The organism is Ketogulonicigenium vulgare WSH-001 (assembly GCF_000223375.1).
GTDB classification, from domain to species: Bacteria; Pseudomonadota; Alphaproteobacteria; order Rhodobacterales; family Rhodobacteraceae; genus Ketogulonicigenium; species Ketogulonicigenium vulgare.
Window position 1 is genome coordinate 1,464,257 of sequence record NC_017384.1, and the last position, 16,369, is coordinate 1,480,625.

Here is a 16,369-nt window from a genome sequence, read left to right on the forward strand (position 1 = left end):
TCTCCTTTATCGAAAATACATCAGGCCGCGCTGCCGCCTAGAAATGCGTTTTGCACGGCGGGATCGTTGCGCAGTGTATCGGCGGTGCCTTCGCCGACGATGCGGCCTGCCTCCATCAGATAGCCGCGATCCGCCAGCGATAGCGACAGGGCGACATTCTGCTCGACCAGCAAGATGGCAACGCCGGTCTCTTTCACGCGCCGCAGGGCCGCGAACAACTCTGCCACCACAATCGGCGCAAGGCCGAGGCTAGGCTCGTCCAGCAGCAGATAATCGGGATTGCTCATCAAGGCGCGCCCAATGGCAACCATCTGCTGCTCGCCGCCCGACATGGTGCGCACGGTTTGGCGGCGCCGTTCGGCAAGGCGCGGGAACAGGGTATAGACGAAATCCCGCCGCGCCCCCTCACCCGCGCGGGCGCGTTTGGGATTGGCCCCCAGCAGCAGGTTTTCCGCCACTGTCAGATCCGCGAACACGCCCCTCCCCTCGGGCACCAGCGCAAGGCCGCGATCCACGATCTGATGCGCAGGCGCGCCCAACAGCGGCACATCGTCCAAAGTGACCACGCTGCCTGCATCGGGCCGCACAATGCCGCCCACAGCCTTTAGCGCCGAGGATTTCCCCGCCCCGTTCGCGCCAAGGATCACGACCGTCTCGCCCCGTGCCACGGCCACATTCACGCACTGCAGCGCCAAATGACGGCCATAGCGCAGGGACAGGTTTGCGATCTTAAGCATCAACACCCCCCAGATAGGCCGCGACGACGGCAGGATCAGCCAGCACATCGTTTGTGGGGCCATCGGCGATCTTGCGCCCTGCGTTCATCACCACCGTGCGCGGGCACAGCGCCCGCACGGCTTCCATGATATGTTCCACCAGCATGATGGTCATCCCCCGCGCCTTTAGCGACAGGATCAGCGCGATGCCGACACGCAGCTCGGTCGGGTTCAGACCGGACAGCCATTCGTCGAGCAGCAGCAACTTTGGCGCGGCGCCAAGGGCACGGGCCAGCTCCATCCGTTTCTGATCGATATAGGTCAGATCGGCCGCATATTCGCCGCCCCGTCCCGCTAGGCCAACCTCGGCCAGCAAGGCCTCTGCCGCGCGGGCCGCATCATCGCCCCATAGGGGCTGCGCGCGAAACGCGAGCGCGGCAATGACATTTTCGGCCACCGTCAGGGATGGCAGGATGCGCACCAGTTGAAATGTCCGCGCCACCCCCAGCCGCGCAATGCGATGCGCAGGCAGGCCCGAGATTTGCACCCCGTCCAACTGTATACGACCCGCCGTCGCCGGCAGCGCGCCAGAGATCAGATTCATCACCGTCGTCTTGCCCGAACCATTGGGGCCCAGCAGCGCCAGAATCTCGCCCTCGGCCACGGTAAAGGACAGATCATTCACCGCCATCAGACCGCCGAATTGTTTCTTTAATCCATCGACTTGCAGCAGCACGGTCATTGCAGCCTCCTGCGGCGCGCAAAGGCGCTCTCGACCAGCGCCAGCACGCCTTTGGGCACCAAAAAGACGATCGTGATGAACAATAGGCCCAGAATGATCGCATAATGGTTCGGGAAATTCGCGCTAAGCCATTCGAACAGCAAAAACAACGGGATCGCGCCCAAGATCGGCCCCCACAGACGATGCGCCCCACCTAGCAGCGCCATGATCACCGTCAGGAAAGATGTTGTCGGATTGAACACCATCGCAGGCTCGACATAGGTCCAGCGCGGCGCCTGGATCGCGCCGACCAGCGTGATCAGCGTGGCCGAGATGACAAACAGCGCCAGTTTTGCGCCTGCGATATTGATGCCCGTATGCGCCGCCACCGCCTCATCATCCCCGATTACCCGCAGCGCAAGACCGAGGCGCGAGCGTGCGATCAGCCAGCCGATCAGAAAGGTCAGCGCACACAGCGCCAAAAGCTGCCAATAGATCTGCTGCGCTGTGATCGGCAAAAAGATATAGCGGCCCAGCGTGCCGGTGACATTCACCTCGTACCAGGTGACCAATTGCCGGACGAGTTCGGCAAGGCCAAAGGAAAAGATCACGAAATAGACGCCTGCAAGGCGCAGCGTTGCCAGCCCCACGACCAGCGCCACAGCACCCCCCACCAGTGCGGCGGTGATCAGCACCATCGGATAGGGCATCGCCTCGGACAGGACGGCGACGGTATAGGCGCCGATCCCGAAAAACGCGACGGTGGCCAGCGAGATATACCGCGTCGGCCCCGAAAACAGCGCCCAGGCGGTCGCCAGAGTGACATAGCCTGTCATCCCCAGCAGCAGCCCCACACCATAGGCATCAAGCTGGCTGGGCAACCACGCCAGCATGACCAGCGCAAGGGCGGCCAGTCCAAGGCCGGTCAGGGTGCGCGCGCTCATGCCCGGCCCCCTTTGCCGAACAGGCCCGAGGGGCGCCACAGAAGCACGGCCAGAAAGATCGCATAGGTCGCGGCAAGGGTCAGGCCCGGGTCGATATAGGTCGCAACGAATGTCTCGACGAGGCCCAGCATCAGCCCCGCGACCAGCGCGCCAAGCAGGTTGCCCTGCCCGCCCATAATGACGATGATCAGCGCCTTCATCGCGAAAACCACCCCCATCGAGGCGTTGAACGTTTGGTACATCGAGATCATGATCCCGCCCGCCGCCGCCAGCACCATCCCCAGCGCAAAGGCAAGGCGCGCCATATGGTTCACATTGATCCCGACCAGCGGGGCGGCTTCAGGCGCAACCGCCACCGCGCGGATCGCTGTGCCCCAGCGCGTGCGCGCAAGTACCATATAAAGCGCGCCGCCGATCACAACAGCCAGCACAAAGGCCAGAAGCCGATTGGCCGCGATGCTTGCCCCCAGAATATTCACCCCGAAATTCATATAGCTATAGCTGGTGTAATTCGCGCCGAACGTCACCAGCATCACGCCTTGAACGACGAACATCAGCCCAAAGGTCGCAAGGATCGCATCCACATCCAGCGCACCGGTCTTGCCTGATCGTTTGACCAATGGCTGCATCATCACGCCATAAAGGACATAGCCGACAACAAAAGCCGCAGGCAGCACCAGCAACATACCGACCAGCGGGCTGATGCCATAAGCCGTGAACAGCACGAAAGCGCAAAAGGCAGCGAAGATCACGAACTCGCCATAGGCAAGGTTCATGATGCGCGAAATGCCGTATTGCAGCGTCAGCCCCATCGCCACCAGCGCATAGGTTCCCCCCAGCACAAGGCCCGAAATCAGCGCGGTCAAAAGCATATCGCCCCCCGGCCGCACGCGCGGTCTGTCAGAATTTTCATAGCGTCGCGAACTCGCAAAATTAGGTGCCCCTTCCGGACGCGCCGGAAGGGGACGGGCCTAGTTGGCCCAGGGTTGCTTTGGCACGATCGCGGCGCTTGCACCGGGGCGATCGGTGGGTTCAATGGCGACGAAGGTGCCGTCCTGCCATTGACCTGTCAGCCACAGGTCACGCAGTTGATTGTTCTGCAGCTGCGTCTCGCCCAGGATCGTGGTGAAGCTGCCGGATGCGATTTCAGCCGAGACCGCATCGCGATCAAGGCCCGCGCGCTTGATCGCCTCTTGCAAGATCTCGAGGCCGGCATAGGTGATCATCGAGGCCCATGAATCGGGCGGCTGGCCGGCAAAGGCCTCGTGCCGCGCGCGGTAATCCATCATCGCCGCATTCGACGTGTCGATACCGCCAAGGCTCATGACCCCCTCAGCATTCGCCCCGTTTGCGCCCAGATAGGTCGGGAACGGCGCGCCGACGCCCAGATAGAACACCGCCGGATTATAATCCGCGACCTGTGCCTGCTGCGTCAGCGCAAAGGTGTCGGGCGGATAGGAAAAGGCGACAAAGGCCGTCGCGCTCGAGGATTTCGCCTCGTTCAGCATCGGCGAGAAATCTGTGGTGCCGGGCGGATAGGTGCGGTCCATCACGATATTCAGACCGGCGGCCGCAAAAGCGGGCCGCGCGGCATTGATCAGATCGATCCCAAACCCATCCGCAACCGAGATAATGGCGACATCGCCGTTCATCACGCCCGAGGCGGTGGCAGTCGCCAGCACATCGGCCAATCCGCCCGCGTAATCCGCGCCGCCGCCCAGCAACCAAAAGCTGCGCGGCCAGCGCTGCGCGAATTCATCGGCACGATCCGTGACCGAGGCCGAGGCCAGTTGCGGATAGCCAAACCGATCCAGCAGCGGCGCCACCGCAAGGTTGAACCCCGTACCCCAGGGCGAGAGGATGAAATCCACTTGGTCCTGCGTCGCCAGACGCTCGATCGCGCGGACCACTTCCTCGGTCGAGGATCGGTCGTCATATTCGACCACCTCAATCGGCAAGCGCGTGCCGTCGGGCAGTTCCAGCCCGCCCGCCGCATTCACTTCGCTGACCCACAGGCGATAATTGGGCAAGGTTGTGATCCCTGCCCCGCCGGCATTGCCGCCAGTCAGCGAAACCGCATAGCCGATCTTGATGGATGTTTGTTGCGCCGATGCGGAAAAGCCCGTCATCGCCGCAGCGACGGCGATGGTCGCACCAAAAGAGCGCAGGGCAAGCCTGCGCGAAAACATGATCATGATATCCCTCCCTCAGCCACGGGGCTTGCCCGTAAAGCCACCGGTCGCGGCGCATCCCTCCTCGAACGCGCCCCACCGATCCGCAGGCTACACGATCAAAACCACGATCATAATATACAAATTTCGGAGTTTCTGGTACTTTTGCGGCAATTACGTTGGAGGGATCATGACCTTGCGCCCAACCCATAGTCATCTGGACATGCTGCAAGAGGTTGCGGCGCAGGTCATTGCGACCACACTCGATACCGCGGCATGGCGTATGCTGGGCCGCCGCAACCGTATCTTTGTCCTCAGCGCGGGCACGGGCAGTATCACCTACAAGGGCGAGAGCCATCTGTTGGCCGCGCCCGGCCTGGTCTGGGTGCCGGCGGGCGCACCGGCGCAGCTCAGTCTGGATGCGGGCAGCAAGGGCGCGTGGCTGGCCATCAGCGACCGCGCGATTTTACAGGTCGATCTGGCGGGAAATATCGCCGAGGATATGCGCCGCTTTGCACAGCGCCCCCAGTTCGGCCGCAAAATCAGCCGCGAAATGGCGGCGCGGCTGATCGGGCTGATGGCATTGATGGCCGAGGAATTGCAGCGCAGCGAGGCCGGTATGCAGGAGATGATCCGGCATCACCTGTCGATCCTTGCCATATTGCTGTGGCGCGGATCGGATCTGCGCCCGATTGCGGCACGCCCCGCCCCGCGCGTGATTTTCAGCGAATTTTTGCGGCTGGTCGATCAGCATATGCGGGCGCATTGGCGCGTATCGGATTATGCCCGCTATCTGGGCGTCAGCATTGATCGTCTGACCAGCACCGTGCAGCGCGACACAGGTCAGCCGCCTCTGGCGATCATCCACACCCGCCTACATGCCGAGGCCTGCCAGATGCTGGAGACATCGGCCATGCAGATCGCCGAGATTTCAGCCAGCCTCGGATTTCCAGATCCGGCCTATTTCTCGCGTTTTTTCAAACGCATATCTGGATATTCTCCACGGGACTACCGCAACGGCCTCTACCGCGAGGTGACCTCTGGCCAGGCCTGGGCAGCCTGGCCATAGACCTTCCGTGAAATACCGCGCGACATGATTTGAAAGGCACGCCGCGCCGCCGCAAAACTGCGCGAATGACCACCCTTCGCTTTTCATGTGGCGATACCGCCCAGCGCTGGACCCGGCCGGCGGGCCACCCTCGGCAGTGGCACACCATGGCCTTGCGTTAGACGCTTACAGTTTCGCCATCCGCAGGGATCAGCAGGCGGGTGTCAAAGCCATTCGCTTTTGCATAATCGTACAGGGTCTGACGGCTCAGGATGCAATGGTTGATCGCCTCCATATGGCTTGCGATCAATATGGCATTGGGCGCGGCGCGGTGGACGGCAACGGCGTCCTCCAACCCCATGATGATGGGATCATAGCCCATGAACACCGCATTGCCGATGTTCAGAACGATAGCGTCGGGCTGGTGACTGTCGATCGCTGTCTGCACGTGGTCGTTCCAGATCGTGTCGCCCGCGATATAAAGGGTCGCGTATTGCGGATGGCTGAAGACAACGCCACAGACTTCACCAAGGGGAATGACGTCCAGCGTCGCGTCTGTTCCGTGCTGACCGCCGGTTTTGCAAAGACCAATACCATTGAATTGCGACTGCTGGGTCAGCACCCGAACATCGGTGAAACCTTCATTGCGGATTTTGTCCGCGTCTTCCTCGTTCTGGGCAAACAGCGGCATGTCTTTTGGAAGCGCGGCGCTGGCGGCTGCGTCCCAATGATCCTCGTGAAGATGGGTGACGATCACGGCATCCACGGCAATCAGCTGCTCTTGCGCAATAGGAAGCGGAACAAGCGGATTGGCGAGTTGGCTACTGGCGGACCCGGCAAAGCCGGGGAATGCTCCCTGTGCCGCGAAGAGCGGGTCGATAAGGAACTTTGTGTTAGCATATTCGACCACCAGCGTCGCGTTGCGGACTTGGGTGATCTGCACCGGTTTTTTTGTCATCGTCGTATTCGCCATGAGAGGAGAGATCGTTGTCAAGGAGGTGGCTGCAATTGCGCCGCCGCTGGCTGCAAGAAGTTGTCGTCGCGACAGAGCGGTGGGTTCGTCACTATCCATGTGGGTCATAACCTTTTTGCTGCTTCACTGTTCGAAGCCCGCCATGACTTAATTGACAAAAACCGACGCGGCAGGTGGCGCAACCGACAAACTACGGGGCGATCTCGCCACAACGGGGACCATCATGTGCGCAAGCGTTTGCGGTAATCGCCGGGCGACAATCCGATGATGCGGGTGAACACCTTCCTGAAAGCGCCGGGGTCGCTATAGCCCACGTCCCAAGCAATCTGGTCGATCGATTGGCTGCCCGCCTGCAACAACTCCTGCGCCCTGCCAACGCGGATACGCTGGAAATATTCAGTGGTGGTCAGCCCGGTGGCCTTCTTAAACCGCCGCAGAAAGGTCCGACCTTCAAGGCCCGCAACATTTGCCAGCCGCTCCACGTCGCCTTCCTTTGCGCTAGTCGCCTGCAGCCAGTGCTGCACCTTCAAAATGGCAGCGTCACCGTGATTCAGGCGCGGCGCAAAAGTGCTGGAGTAGCGCTGCTCACGGTGCGGGGGATCGACCAACAGCGATCTGGCTGTCTCGGCCATTATGGCGGGACCAAGTAGCCGATCCACGATCCGCAGGCCAAGGTCGATCCAGGACATGGCGCCGCCTCCGGTCATAATGTCGCCGTCCTCGACGATGACCTGATCGGCATCAAGCGCAACTTTTGGAAATCGCGCACGCAGATATGCATCGACAGTCCAGTGGGTCGTTATCCGTCGCCCATCAAGCAAACCCGTCTCAGCCAAAAGGAACGATCCCGTGCAGACCGAACCCAAAGCCGTTCCGCCCCCATGGCGCTGCCTGAGCCAAGGGGCATAGACTTGTGCGACCTCGGGCGTGATCGGTACCCCGAATGCGGGTGGAACGACCAGCACCGCAGGCTCACTTTCAGCCAAGGGGAAGCTGTCAAAGACGCGGGCCGGCGCGCCATCATCCTCCGTCGTCTTCCAGTGGCTGATCCGGATGGTTTTTGCCGCATCCTTGCCATTGACGTGGTTCGCCATCTCGAAAAGGTCGGTCATTCCAAGAACCGATGCCATCTGGACGCCGGGATAGATCAGCAACCCGACTTCAAGAACCTCATTTTGAGACATGTCAATTTCACCCCGAACGATGCCGATAGCCCCTCCTAATGGCGCAGCTGCGGCGGAGTATCTAGCCCGGGCGGCGTTCAATAATGGCCGCCGTTGTGCAGCCTCGCAGCCGGCGGTCAAGGCAGCCTGTGCCATCGGGGCGCCCTACGCACAGCCGAGAGTCGCGGTTTGCAGCGCCACGCGTCAATCTGCCCGAATTTTATACATCTGACGCGTTTTATTTCCCAAACAAGCGCTGAACCCTTGTCGCTATCGTGGGTTGGCGAATACAAAACACTTGTTTTAATCAACAGTTCGCGATCTGCCATGCCCCAGTCCACAAACACTTCGTCTCCGATGCGCTCGGACACCGGCCAATACAGGTTCGCCCCGATGCGCGGACGCCCGCGCCTGCACTGGCCCGGCAATGCACGCATGGCGTTTTGGGTTGCGCCGAATATCGAGCATTACGAACTCGATCCGCCCGTGAACCCCAACCGCAGCCCCTATGCGCGCGTGCAGCCTGATGTGCTGAATTACGGCTGGCGCGATTATGGCAATCGGGTCGGTTTCGAACGCATGGCCCGTGTGATGGCCGACCGTGGCATCCGCGGCTCGGTTTCGCTTTCGGTCGCGGTGATTGAACATTTCCCCGACATTATCGCGCAATGCAATGATTTGGGCTGGGAGATGTTCAGCCACGGCGTTTACAACACACGCTATTTCTACGGTATGACCGAGGATCAGCAGCGGCAGGTTATCCGCGATAGCCGCGAGTCGCTGGCGCGTGTCGGACAGACTTTGGATGGCTGGCTGACACCCGCGATCACGCCCAGCCTTGCGACGCAGGATCTGCTGGCCGAGGAAGGCGTGCGCTATACGTTGGACTATTTCCACGACGACCAGCCGATGCCGGTGAAAGTCCGCAACGGCCGCCTGATCTCGGTGCCTTATTCGATCGAAATGAATGACGTGCCGATGGTGAACTGGCAAAATGCATCCCCCACTGCGATGCTGGACAGTCTAAAGGCGCAGTTCGATCGCCTTTATGCCGAAGGCGCAGGCAATCCCAATGTCATGTGCTTTGCCACGCATCCCTTTTTGTTGGGACAGCCGCATCGGATCTCGGTTCTGACCGAATTTCTGGATTACGTGAAAAGCCACGATCAGGTCTGGTATCCGACCGCGCGCGAGATTGCTGATTACTATTACACCCACCATTACGACCGCGTGAACACGTGGCTCGCCAGTCTGGAGGAGAGCGCATGAGCGCGAACCTGCAACCCGTTCCGCCCGGCTATACCGATTATCCGCTGCGCCAACATGCAAAAATGGATCACAACCTTTACGACTGGCGCAACAGCCTGACACAGCCCGTTCTGCGCTGGCCAGGCCAGCAGCGGATCGGCCTGTGGGTGCAATTGGCGGTCGAGTGGTTCCCGCTTGATATTGCCAAAAAGCCCTTTCTGCCCATCGGTGCGCCAGCCCGCCCCTATCCGGACACGCAAACCTATACCCAGCGCGATTACGGAAATCGCATTGGCATCTATCGGCTGATGGATGCGTTCAAGGCAGCGGGCATCACGCCGACGGCCTTTGTGAACGCCCGCCTCGCACAGCGCTATCCGATGCTGATGCGCGACATCATCGCCGAAGGTTATGAGATTGCTGCCGCAAGCCTGGATGCAGGTACGATCCATCACGCCGGGTTGGACATCGCGGCAGAGCGCGCCGTGATCTTGGAAACGTTGGATATTTTTAAATCCTTCGAACTGTCGCCCCGGGCGTGGCATTCGCCCTCGTGGTCGCAATCGCATCATACCGCCCAATTGCTGGTCGAGGCGGGCATCACGGAAATGGCCGATTGGCCCAATGACGAGCTGCCCTATCCGTTCGAAACGCCCGCCGGCCAAATTCTGTCGCTGCCCGGCGCCTATGATCTGTCCGATCGCGCCATTTTGATCGAGCGCGGCAACACCGTGGCCGATTTCAACGATCAGATTCTGCGCGCGCATCGTCAGTTGCAAAGCGAAACCGAGACAGGTCAGCATCGCCTGCTGACGATCAACCTCTCGCCTTGGGTCATGGGACAGCCCTATCGTATCGCGGCGCTTGAAAAACTGCTGCAAACGCTAGTGGCAGACCCCGCAACCCGGCCCGTGACGATTGCCGATATTCGCGGTGCCATGCTGCCGACCCACCCGGCCGAATAGACGGCAGCATCGGCATGGAAAAATCCAACGATGAGCGGCAAGTGCTGTCGATCGCGCTTGTCATCTCGATCGCGTTCTTGATCGAGGCGATTGACGGGACCATCCTCGTTGCGGCATTGCCCGCGATCGCCCGCGATTTTGGTGTCGACCCTCTGCGCGCCAATATGGCCGTCTCGGTTTATCTGATGGCGGTTGCAGCGACCATTCCCGCCAGCAGTTGGCTGGCGGACCGCTTTGGCGCGCGGCGGGTGTTTTTGATGGCGATGGGCGGGTTTGTTCTTGCGTCGCTGGGTTCGGCGATGGCGCAGAACCTGCAAAGCCTGATCGCGACCCGCATCGCCCAGGGCATCGCCGGCGGGTTGATGACCCCCACGGGGCGCTTGCTGCTGATCCGCGCGGTGCCAAAGACACAGCTGAGCACCGCGATCATGTGGATGTCCATGCCCGTCATGATCGGCCCGGTGCTGGGGCCGCTGATCGGGGGTGCCTTGGTCACCTATGCGTCGTGGCGCTGGATTTTCTTGATCTCACTGCCTATCGGGATCATCGGGATCTTTGTCTGCCTGCGCTTGCTGCCACGTAGCCAGCAAGAGGCACGCCGCGCCTTTGACACCGCCGGCTTCCTGCTATGCGCCTTGGTCTTGGGCGCCCTGCAACTGAGCATCGACCAGATCGTCCATCCGATCGTACCGCCGCAATTCGCCCCGGTGCTATGGGTTTTGGGCGTGGCTGGCCTGATGGCCTATATTCTTCATGCACGCCGCATAGCGCGCCCTGCGCTCGAGCTGTCTTTGCTGCGAGAGCGGTTGTTCCGCACCGGCATTCTGGCGGGATCGCTGTCGCGCATCGGGCTGAATGCGACCCCATTTTTGCTGCAATTGCAGCTGCAACTGGGCTTCAACTGGAGCGCACTGAAAGCCGGCAGCATCGTCTTTGCGGTCTCGGCAGGCTCGCTGGTGCTAAAGCCCATCATGCCGCGCGTGCTGGGTCGGCTGGGCTTTCGCTGGACGCTGGTACTGAACGGCCTTGCGGGCGCGCTGCTTTCCGGTGTGATGGCCTTGTTCACGCCCAATACGCCGATGTGGCTGCTGTTGGTGGTGGTTCTGGCCTATGGTGTCGCCCGCTCGCTGCAGTTCAACACCGTGAACACATTGCTATACGCCGATATCCCCAAAGACAGACAAAGTGCGGCAACGGCATTTGGCGGCGTGGGGCAACAGCTCTCGATGGCCCTTGGGATCTCGCTGGCGGCTGTCGCTGTCGCGCAGATGACGGCGCTTGGCCTAGAGGTGCAGCATGAGGCAATTTCGTGCGCCATGCTGATCCTATGCGCCATCACCGCAGCCTCTGCGCTGATCTTTTATTTCTGTCTCGCCACAGACGACGGAGCGGAAGCCGCCCGCCGTCCCCCTCAAAAAGCCGCCAGCCATGGCGCCACGCCCGTAAAAGGCAAAGTATCGTGAACATTGTTAAGTCTGACTTCGCCCCTCGTCGCCGCGCGGACCCGCAGCAATTGGGACCGGGCCCGACAGACCTATCGCTTGCCGATGCGGCACGGGCGATGACAGCGGGCGCGCTGGATGCCCGTACGCTTGTCCAGGCGACATTGACCCGGTTGGAACAGACCGAAAGCCATATCCACGCCTATTTACGGCATGATGCGGATGCCGCCCTTGCCGCGGCCGAGGCCTCAGATAAGCGCCGCAAGGCAGGGGCCGCGCGTGGGCCGCTGGATGGTGTCCCGTTCGCGGTCAAGGACAATATGGACGCCCTTGGCTTTGCCACAACCGCGGCGTCCCGCGTTCCACAGCCCCCCGTGACCGCCGACAGCGCCATTGTCGCGCGCCTGCGCGCTGCGGGTGCGATCCTGATCGGCAAGGCGAACACCTGGGAATATGGCACCGGCAATAGCGCCGTCAGTTTCGATCTGCCAACGCCGCCAGCACGCAATCCGTGGAACCCCGCCCATTATACTGGCGGCTCGTCCTCTGGCTCGGCCGCAGCGGTCGCGGCGGGCAGTGCGTCTTTCTCGATCGGAACGGATTCAGGCGGATCGGTGCGTCTGCCGGCGGCAGGATGCGGCATCGTAGGCCTGAAACCAACCTTCGGGCGGATCAGCCGCGCGGGTATCATGCCGAACTGCTGGTCCTTTGACACGCCGGGGCCGATGACCTGGACAGTAGAAGATGCGGCGATCGTCTATGATGCGATCGCGGGTCATGATGCCGCTGATCCGGTCAGCCTGACAACGGATTTCATCCGCACCGCTGCGGGGCTCAACCAATCCATCGCCGGCCTGAGGGTCGGGCTGATTGGCGCGCTTGACGATCACGCGCCGTCTTCGCCTGAAATATCGGGAGCCTTGGCCAAGGCCGCCGATATGTTGAGGGCGCTCGGCGCCACTGTGCAGCCCCTGAAGATGCCGCTGCCGCCCAGCCGTTACCGCGAGGTCGCCACGCCGATCAACTGGTCGGAAAGCTTTTCGATCCACGAAAGCGATTATCTGATGCACCGCGACCTGATGGGGGCGGCGCTGCGGGAAAAACTGGAAACCGGCATGTATATGCGCGCGGCCGACTATCTGGCCGCCCTGCGCGAGCGCCGCCGCCTTGTCATCGCAACCGACGCGCTGTTTGGCACGGTCGATCTGTTGCTGCTGCCGATGACGCCTTTCGCCGCGCCGCAGATTACCGACGATGCCCGGGTGCGGGCCTTTACCACCGCATCGGCGGGCAGCCCGTTTTCCCTCACCGGGCATCCCGCGCTGTCTTTGCCGGTCGGCGCCGCGCCTGACGGCCTGCCCCTCGCCGTGCAACTTGCGGCGGGCTTTCACCAAGAACACCTGCTTTTGCGCGCCGCCCATCAGCTAGAGCAGACCATGCTGCAAAACGAGGGCAAAGGATCGACCCATGTCTGATGACCAGACCAAGCCCAAGGATGCGGCAGACCAAGCCGCCCTTCTGATACAATTGCACAGCCGGCCCGTGCCGTTCGCCAGCGCCGCTTTTTCCGATGGGATGGGCGCGGCGATGCTGCGGGCAATGCACGCAGGCCGCGCGGTTCCGCGCGGGCAAAAGGCGGATGCGCCGCTATGGGCCAAGCGTGACGACCTGTGATTCGGGTCGCGCATACATAAACTGCCGTGTTTTTATACGAATGCCGTCCCCGCGTGCCGATTACCGACCAAAGTTTTGCATCTGCACGCGCGTGCCAGTTGACAGTATAAATTTCCCCTCCATAACTTTGTTTAAAACAACTGTTTAATACAAGAAGATCGGCTGCAACACCTTTGCGTCAAGCAGCCATCCCCACCAACAGGAACAAACAAATGAATGCTCGCTTTCTACTTCTTCTGACGACTGTCCTTGCCACGCCGGCGTTTGCGCAACAGCAGGCCGACGTCGTCCATTCGTGGACGACGGGCACCGAAGCGGCGGCCGTGCAGGCGCTGGCTGACGTGTTCGCCGCCAATGGCGGCACATGGGTTGATGTGCCTGTCGCCGGCCCCAGCAACGCGACCGCAACGGCCGTGAACCGTATCGTGGGCGGCACGCCTCCGGCAGCCTTCCGCCTGTCGGTCGGCGGCGAGATTCTGACGATGGCAGAACAAGGTCTTTTGCGCCCGATCGAGGTCGAGGGCCTTGACCTTGATGCGACGATCCCGACCGTGTTCCAAGCTGGCCTGAAATACGAAGACGAATATTACGGCATTCCGCTGAACGTACAAAGCGTCAACTGGGTCTTTGCCTCGAACAAAGCACTGGCCGAGGCAGGCGTCACCGAGTATCCGACCGACCTCGACAGCTTTTCGCGGCGCTGGATGCACTGAAAGCGGCGGGTAAAATCCCCTTCGCCCAGACCGGGATCGCCTTCTTTGAAGAATTCGTCTTCAACGAGGTCCTGCTGGCTTCGGGCGGCCTGCCCCTTTACCAGCAGTTCATCCGCGACCATGATGGCGCAGCGATCGACAGCCCCGAATTCGTCGCCGCAACCGAGGCCTATGCCCGTCTGCGTGGCTATACCGATCCGGGCATGCCGGGCCGTAACTGGACAGATACCGCGAACCTTGTGATCAACGGCGATGCGGGCTTCATTCTGAACGGTGACTGGGCGAATGCGGCCTTCACCTCGGCTGGACTGGTGGCTGGTACCGATTACGAATGCAACATCGGCTTTGCCTCGCATGTCATGGTCATGGGTTCGGACGCATTGGTCTTCCCGACCTCGGGCGATGCCGAACTGATGCAGGCGCAAGATCTGCTGGCCGCGACCGCCATCTCGCTCGAGGGACAGATCAATTTTAACAGCGTAAAAGGCTCGGTCCCGGTACGCACCGATGTCGACACTTCGGCGCTGAATAGCTGTTTGGCCAAAGCTGTCGCCTTTGTCGGCACCGAAGGCGGGGCGACCCCTTGGCCGTCCTACTATAACTCGCCCGAGCGCAATTTGGCTGTGCGCGATCTGATCACCGGCTTCTGGAACACCCCCAGCATGACCGCCGAGCAGTTCCGCGCCCAGTTGAAAAGCACAAACGCGCAGTATCCCAACTGATCGCTCTCTAAAATTATGTGGTGCAAGCCTCTCGTGCTTGCACCTTTTTCGTGGCCGCTCTTGCCCCTACTTTATGGAGTCCGCATGTCGCCCGCTAGAAAGCGCAACGCGATCTCACCCGCAGCCATATCCAATGGAATCCTGTGGCTCATTGTTCTGTCAATCTTCATGGGGGCCGCCCTTTGGAGCGTCTGGATCTCGCTGACCAATAGCAAGATCCTGCCCTCGAACACCTTTGTCGGCCTGCGGCAGTATGTCGAGCTTTTCCAGAACGAACGCTGGCTGTCGGCGCTGAATAACATCGCCGTTTTCGGAGTCCTATTTGTCGGGATATCGCTGTTGATCGGATTGGTCATGGCCATCTTGATCGACCAGAAGGTGCGCGGCGAGAACCTGTTGCGCACCATCTATATGCTGCCGCATGCGATGTCGTTCATCGTTGCGGGCCTCGCTTGGCAATGGCTGATGAACCCCGGCCTTGGCCTGCAGACCTATGTGCAGGCGATGGGGTGGGAAAGCTTCCGCTTTGACTGGACGGTCCGACCCGAAACCGCGATCTATGCGGTGGTGCTGGCCGGTGTGTGGCAAGGCAGCGGGCTGATGATGGTTATCATTTTGGCTGCGCTGCGCGGTGTCGACCAAGACATCTGGAAAGCCAGCCGCATTGACGGCATTCCGGCTTGGCGTGTCTATCTGCGGGTCGTGCTGCCGATGCTGACCCCCGCCATCGGTACATCTGCGTTCCTTTTGTCGCTTTCGGTTGTCAAAGCCTATGACCTTGTGGTCGCAACCACGAATGGCGGACCGGGCCACGCATCCGACGTGCCCGCGCGCTTTGCCATGGATTACTATTTCTCGCGCTACAATATCGGGCTGGCCTCGGCGGCTTCGGTCTCGATGCTGGTTGCCGTCCTCGCCGCGCTGGCACCGTGGATGTACCTGCAACATGTGCGCGCCCGTAAAGGAGGCCACTGATGAACACCGTATCTGCCGTCCCGCAGCAAGGGCCAAAACCGCGGCGCCTGACGCTTGGTCGGATCGGCATCTATGCTGTGCTGATCGCGATGGCACTGTTCTACCTGCTGCCCTTCTATGTCATGCTGACCACATCATTGAAAACCATGCCGGAAATCCGCCTTGGTCAAATCTTGGCTTGGCCGCAGGATATAACCTTTGCCGCGTGGAAGGCCGCGTGGAGCGAGACCTGCACCGGCATCGACTGTTCGGGCGTGTCCGCCGGCTTTTGGAATTCCCTGCGCATCTCGGCCGTATCGGTCAGCGTCTCGGTGCTGTTTGGCGCGTTCTTCGGCTATACCCTCAGCTTTTGGAAAGTGCGCGGCATGACAGTGCTGTTCACATTGCTGATGCTGGGCGCGTTTATCCCCTATCAGGTCTTTCTGTATCCGATGGTGCGCGCGATGGCCGCGCTGCAGATCTACAATACATTTGCCTCGATCTGTCTGGTGCATATCATCTTTGGCCTGCCGATCACCACGATGCTGTTCCGCAACTATTACGCCACACTGCCGCAAGAGCTGATCTCGGCCGCGCGCATCGACGGCGCTGGCTTCCTGCGCATTTTCCGCAAGATCGTGCTGCCGATGTCGGGTCCCATGCTGATCGTTGCCGTCATCTTGCAGCTGACTGGCATCTGGAACGATTACATCATCGGCCTTGTGTTTGGCGGTACCGAAAACCGACCGATGACGGTGCAGCTTAACAACATCGGTGGCTCGGAAACGGGCGAGCGTTTTTACAACGTGAACATGGCCGCCACCATTTTGACCGCCGCAGTTCCCATGATTGTCTATTTCCTGTCCGGCCGCTGGTTCGAGCGCGGTGTGACGGCAGGCGCCGTGAAAGGATAAC

17 protein-coding genes are annotated in these 16,369 nt (G+C 61.0%); 10 read left to right on the forward strand and 7 right to left on the reverse strand.

The genetic code is table 11. The annotated features are described in order from the left end of the window. Positions 1-20 precede the first annotated feature (20 nt). From KVU_RS07165 to KVU_RS07185, 5 genes are all read right to left on the reverse strand, one after another. Entirely contained in the window at positions 21-737 is a 717-nt protein-coding gene (locus KVU_RS07165; RefSeq protein ID WP_013384685.1) for an ABC transporter ATP-binding protein, read from the reverse strand. Beyond that, positions 730-1,458, reverse strand: coding sequence for an ABC transporter ATP-binding protein (locus tag KVU_RS07170; RefSeq protein ID WP_013384686.1), 729 nt, complete (start codon positions 1,456-1,458; stop codon positions 730-732). The genes KVU_RS07165 and KVU_RS07170 overlap by 8 nt, the downstream gene beginning before the upstream one ends. After that, positions 1,455-2,381 (reverse strand): branched-chain amino acid ABC transporter permease, encoded by a 927-nt coding sequence (locus tag KVU_RS07175; protein ID WP_013384687.1) that lies wholly within the window; start codon positions 2,379-2,381, stop codon positions 1,455-1,457. The genes KVU_RS07170 and KVU_RS07175 overlap by 4 nt, the downstream gene beginning before the upstream one ends. After that, positions 2,378-3,253, reverse strand: coding sequence for a branched-chain amino acid ABC transporter permease (locus KVU_RS07180; RefSeq protein WP_013384688.1), 876 nt, complete (start codon positions 3,251-3,253; stop codon positions 2,378-2,380). The genes KVU_RS07175 and KVU_RS07180 overlap by 4 nt, the downstream gene beginning before the upstream one ends. Before the next feature lie 99 nt (positions 3,254-3,352). Then, positions 3,353-4,576 (reverse strand): amino acid ABC transporter substrate-binding protein, encoded by a 1,224-nt coding sequence (locus KVU_RS07185; RefSeq protein WP_013384689.1) that lies wholly within the window; start codon positions 4,574-4,576, stop codon positions 3,353-3,355. Positions 4,577-4,742: 166 nt separating this feature from the next. Here KVU_RS07185 and KVU_RS07190 point away from each other — a divergent pair, with 166 nt between their 5' ends. Then, positions 4,743-5,621, forward strand: a complete 879-nt coding sequence (locus KVU_RS07190) for a helix-turn-helix domain-containing protein (protein WP_013384690.1) — start codon at positions 4,743-4,745, stop codon at positions 5,619-5,621. A gap of 157 nt (positions 5,622-5,778) precedes the next feature. On the opposite strand, the gene KVU_RS07195 is transcribed toward KVU_RS07190, so the two are convergent. Together KVU_RS07195 and KVU_RS07200 are read right to left on the reverse strand one after the other, a co-directional pair. After that, complete coding sequence (locus KVU_RS07195; protein WP_197504066.1) at positions 5,779-6,672, reverse strand: MBL fold metallo-hydrolase; 894 nt, start codon at positions 6,670-6,672, stop codon at positions 5,779-5,781. A 122-nt stretch (positions 6,673-6,794) separates the two neighbouring features. Further along, positions 6,795-7,892, reverse strand: coding sequence for a GlxA family transcriptional regulator (locus KVU_RS07200; protein ID WP_236953061.1), 1,098 nt, complete (start codon positions 7,890-7,892; stop codon positions 6,795-6,797). 237 nt (positions 7,893-8,129) lie between these two features. Here KVU_RS07200 and KVU_RS07205 point away from each other — a divergent pair, with 237 nt between their 5' ends. The 9 genes from KVU_RS07205 to KVU_RS07245 all read left to right on the forward strand — a co-directional run bounded on the left by KVU_RS07205 (position 8,130) and on the right by KVU_RS07245 (position 16,368). Then, entirely contained in the window at positions 8,130-9,005 is an 876-nt protein-coding gene (locus tag KVU_RS07205) for a polysaccharide deacetylase family protein (protein ID WP_013384692.1), read from the forward strand. After that, on the forward strand, positions 9,002-9,949 hold the full coding sequence (locus KVU_RS07210) for a polysaccharide deacetylase family protein (protein WP_013384693.1): 948 nt from the start codon (positions 9,002-9,004) through the stop codon (positions 9,947-9,949). The genes KVU_RS07205 and KVU_RS07210 overlap by 4 nt, the downstream gene beginning before the upstream one ends. 14 nt (positions 9,950-9,963) lie before the next feature. Next, the gene (locus tag KVU_RS07215; RefSeq protein WP_013384694.1) at positions 9,964-11,412 is read left to right on the forward strand and encodes an MFS transporter; all 1,449 of its coding nucleotides are present in this window, start codon (positions 9,964-9,966) and stop codon (positions 11,410-11,412) included. After that, positions 11,409-12,866: an amidase gene (locus tag KVU_RS07220; protein WP_236953062.1), complete on the forward strand. Its 1,458-nt coding sequence runs from the start codon at positions 11,409-11,411 to the stop codon at positions 12,864-12,866. The genes KVU_RS07215 and KVU_RS07220 overlap by 4 nt, the downstream gene beginning before the upstream one ends. Further along, on the forward strand, positions 12,859-13,065 hold the full coding sequence (locus KVU_RS07225; protein WP_013384696.1) for a hypothetical protein: 207 nt from the start codon (positions 12,859-12,861) through the stop codon (positions 13,063-13,065). Before KVU_RS07220 ends, KVU_RS07225 begins: the two co-directional genes overlap by 8 nt. A gap of 212 nt (positions 13,066-13,277) precedes the next feature. After that, the gene (locus tag KVU_RS16395) at positions 13,278-13,778 is read left to right on the forward strand and encodes an extracellular solute-binding protein (protein ID WP_044008053.1); all 501 of its coding nucleotides are present in this window, start codon (positions 13,278-13,280) and stop codon (positions 13,776-13,778) included. A 14-nt stretch (positions 13,779-13,792) separates the two neighbouring features. After that, a complete protein-coding gene (locus KVU_RS16400; protein WP_338033843.1) occupies positions 13,793-14,500 on the forward strand; it encodes an extracellular solute-binding protein in 708 nt (235 codons plus the stop codon). A gap of 84 nt (positions 14,501-14,584) precedes the next feature. Continuing rightward, entirely contained in the window at positions 14,585-15,475 is an 891-nt protein-coding gene (locus KVU_RS07240; RefSeq protein ID WP_014537830.1) for a carbohydrate ABC transporter permease, read from the forward strand. Continuing rightward, positions 15,475-16,368: a carbohydrate ABC transporter permease gene (locus KVU_RS07245; RefSeq protein ID WP_013384700.1), complete on the forward strand. Its 894-nt coding sequence runs from the start codon at positions 15,475-15,477 to the stop codon at positions 16,366-16,368. The genes KVU_RS07240 and KVU_RS07245 overlap by 1 nt, the downstream gene beginning before the upstream one ends. Position 16,369: the final 1 nt, after the last annotated feature.

Bases quoted from the DNA above. Each gene is read 5' to 3' on its own strand.
- KVU_RS07200 (WP_236953061.1), bottom strand. From the start codon at position 7,892: ATGGCACAGGCTGCCTTGACCGCCGGCTGCGAGGCTGCACAACGGCGG.
- KVU_RS16395 (WP_044008053.1), top strand. From the start codon at position 13,278: ATGAATGCTCGCTTTCTACTTCTTCTGACGACTGTCCTTGCCACGCCG.
- KVU_RS07210 (WP_013384693.1), top strand. From the start codon at position 9,002: ATGAGCGCGAACCTGCAACCCGTTCCGCCCGGCTATACCGATTATCCG.
- KVU_RS07245 (WP_013384700.1), top strand. From the start codon at position 15,475: ATGAACACCGTATCTGCCGTCCCGCAGCAAGGGCCAAAACCGCGGCGC.
- KVU_RS07225 (WP_013384696.1), top strand. From the start codon at position 12,859: ATGTCTGATGACCAGACCAAGCCCAAGGATGCGGCAGACCAAGCCGCC.
- KVU_RS07185 (WP_013384689.1), bottom strand. From the start codon at position 4,576: ATGATCATGTTTTCGCGCAGGCTTGCCCTGCGCTCTTTTGGTGCGACC.
- KVU_RS07175 (WP_013384687.1), bottom strand. From the start codon at position 2,381: ATGAGCGCGCGCACCCTGACCGGCCTTGGACTGGCCGCCCTTGCGCTG.
- KVU_RS07170 (WP_013384686.1), bottom strand. From the start codon at position 1,458: ATGACCGTGCTGCTGCAAGTCGATGGATTAAAGAAACAATTCGGCGGT.
- KVU_RS07180 (WP_013384688.1), bottom strand. From the start codon at position 3,253: ATGCTTTTGACCGCGCTGATTTCGGGCCTTGTGCTGGGGGGAACCTAT.
- KVU_RS07215 (WP_013384694.1), top strand. From the start codon at position 9,964: ATGGAAAAATCCAACGATGAGCGGCAAGTGCTGTCGATCGCGCTTGTC.
- KVU_RS07190 (WP_013384690.1), top strand. From the start codon at position 4,743: ATGACCTTGCGCCCAACCCATAGTCATCTGGACATGCTGCAAGAGGTT.
- KVU_RS07240 (WP_014537830.1), top strand. From the start codon at position 14,585: ATGTCGCCCGCTAGAAAGCGCAACGCGATCTCACCCGCAGCCATATCC.
- KVU_RS07195 (WP_197504066.1), bottom strand. From the start codon at position 6,672: ATGGATAGTGACGAACCCACCGCTCTGTCGCGACGACAACTTCTTGCA.
- KVU_RS07205 (WP_013384692.1), top strand. From the start codon at position 8,130: ATGCGCGGACGCCCGCGCCTGCACTGGCCCGGCAATGCACGCATGGCG.
- KVU_RS07165 (WP_013384685.1), bottom strand. From the start codon at position 737: ATGCTTAAGATCGCAAACCTGTCCCTGCGCTATGGCCGTCATTTGGCG.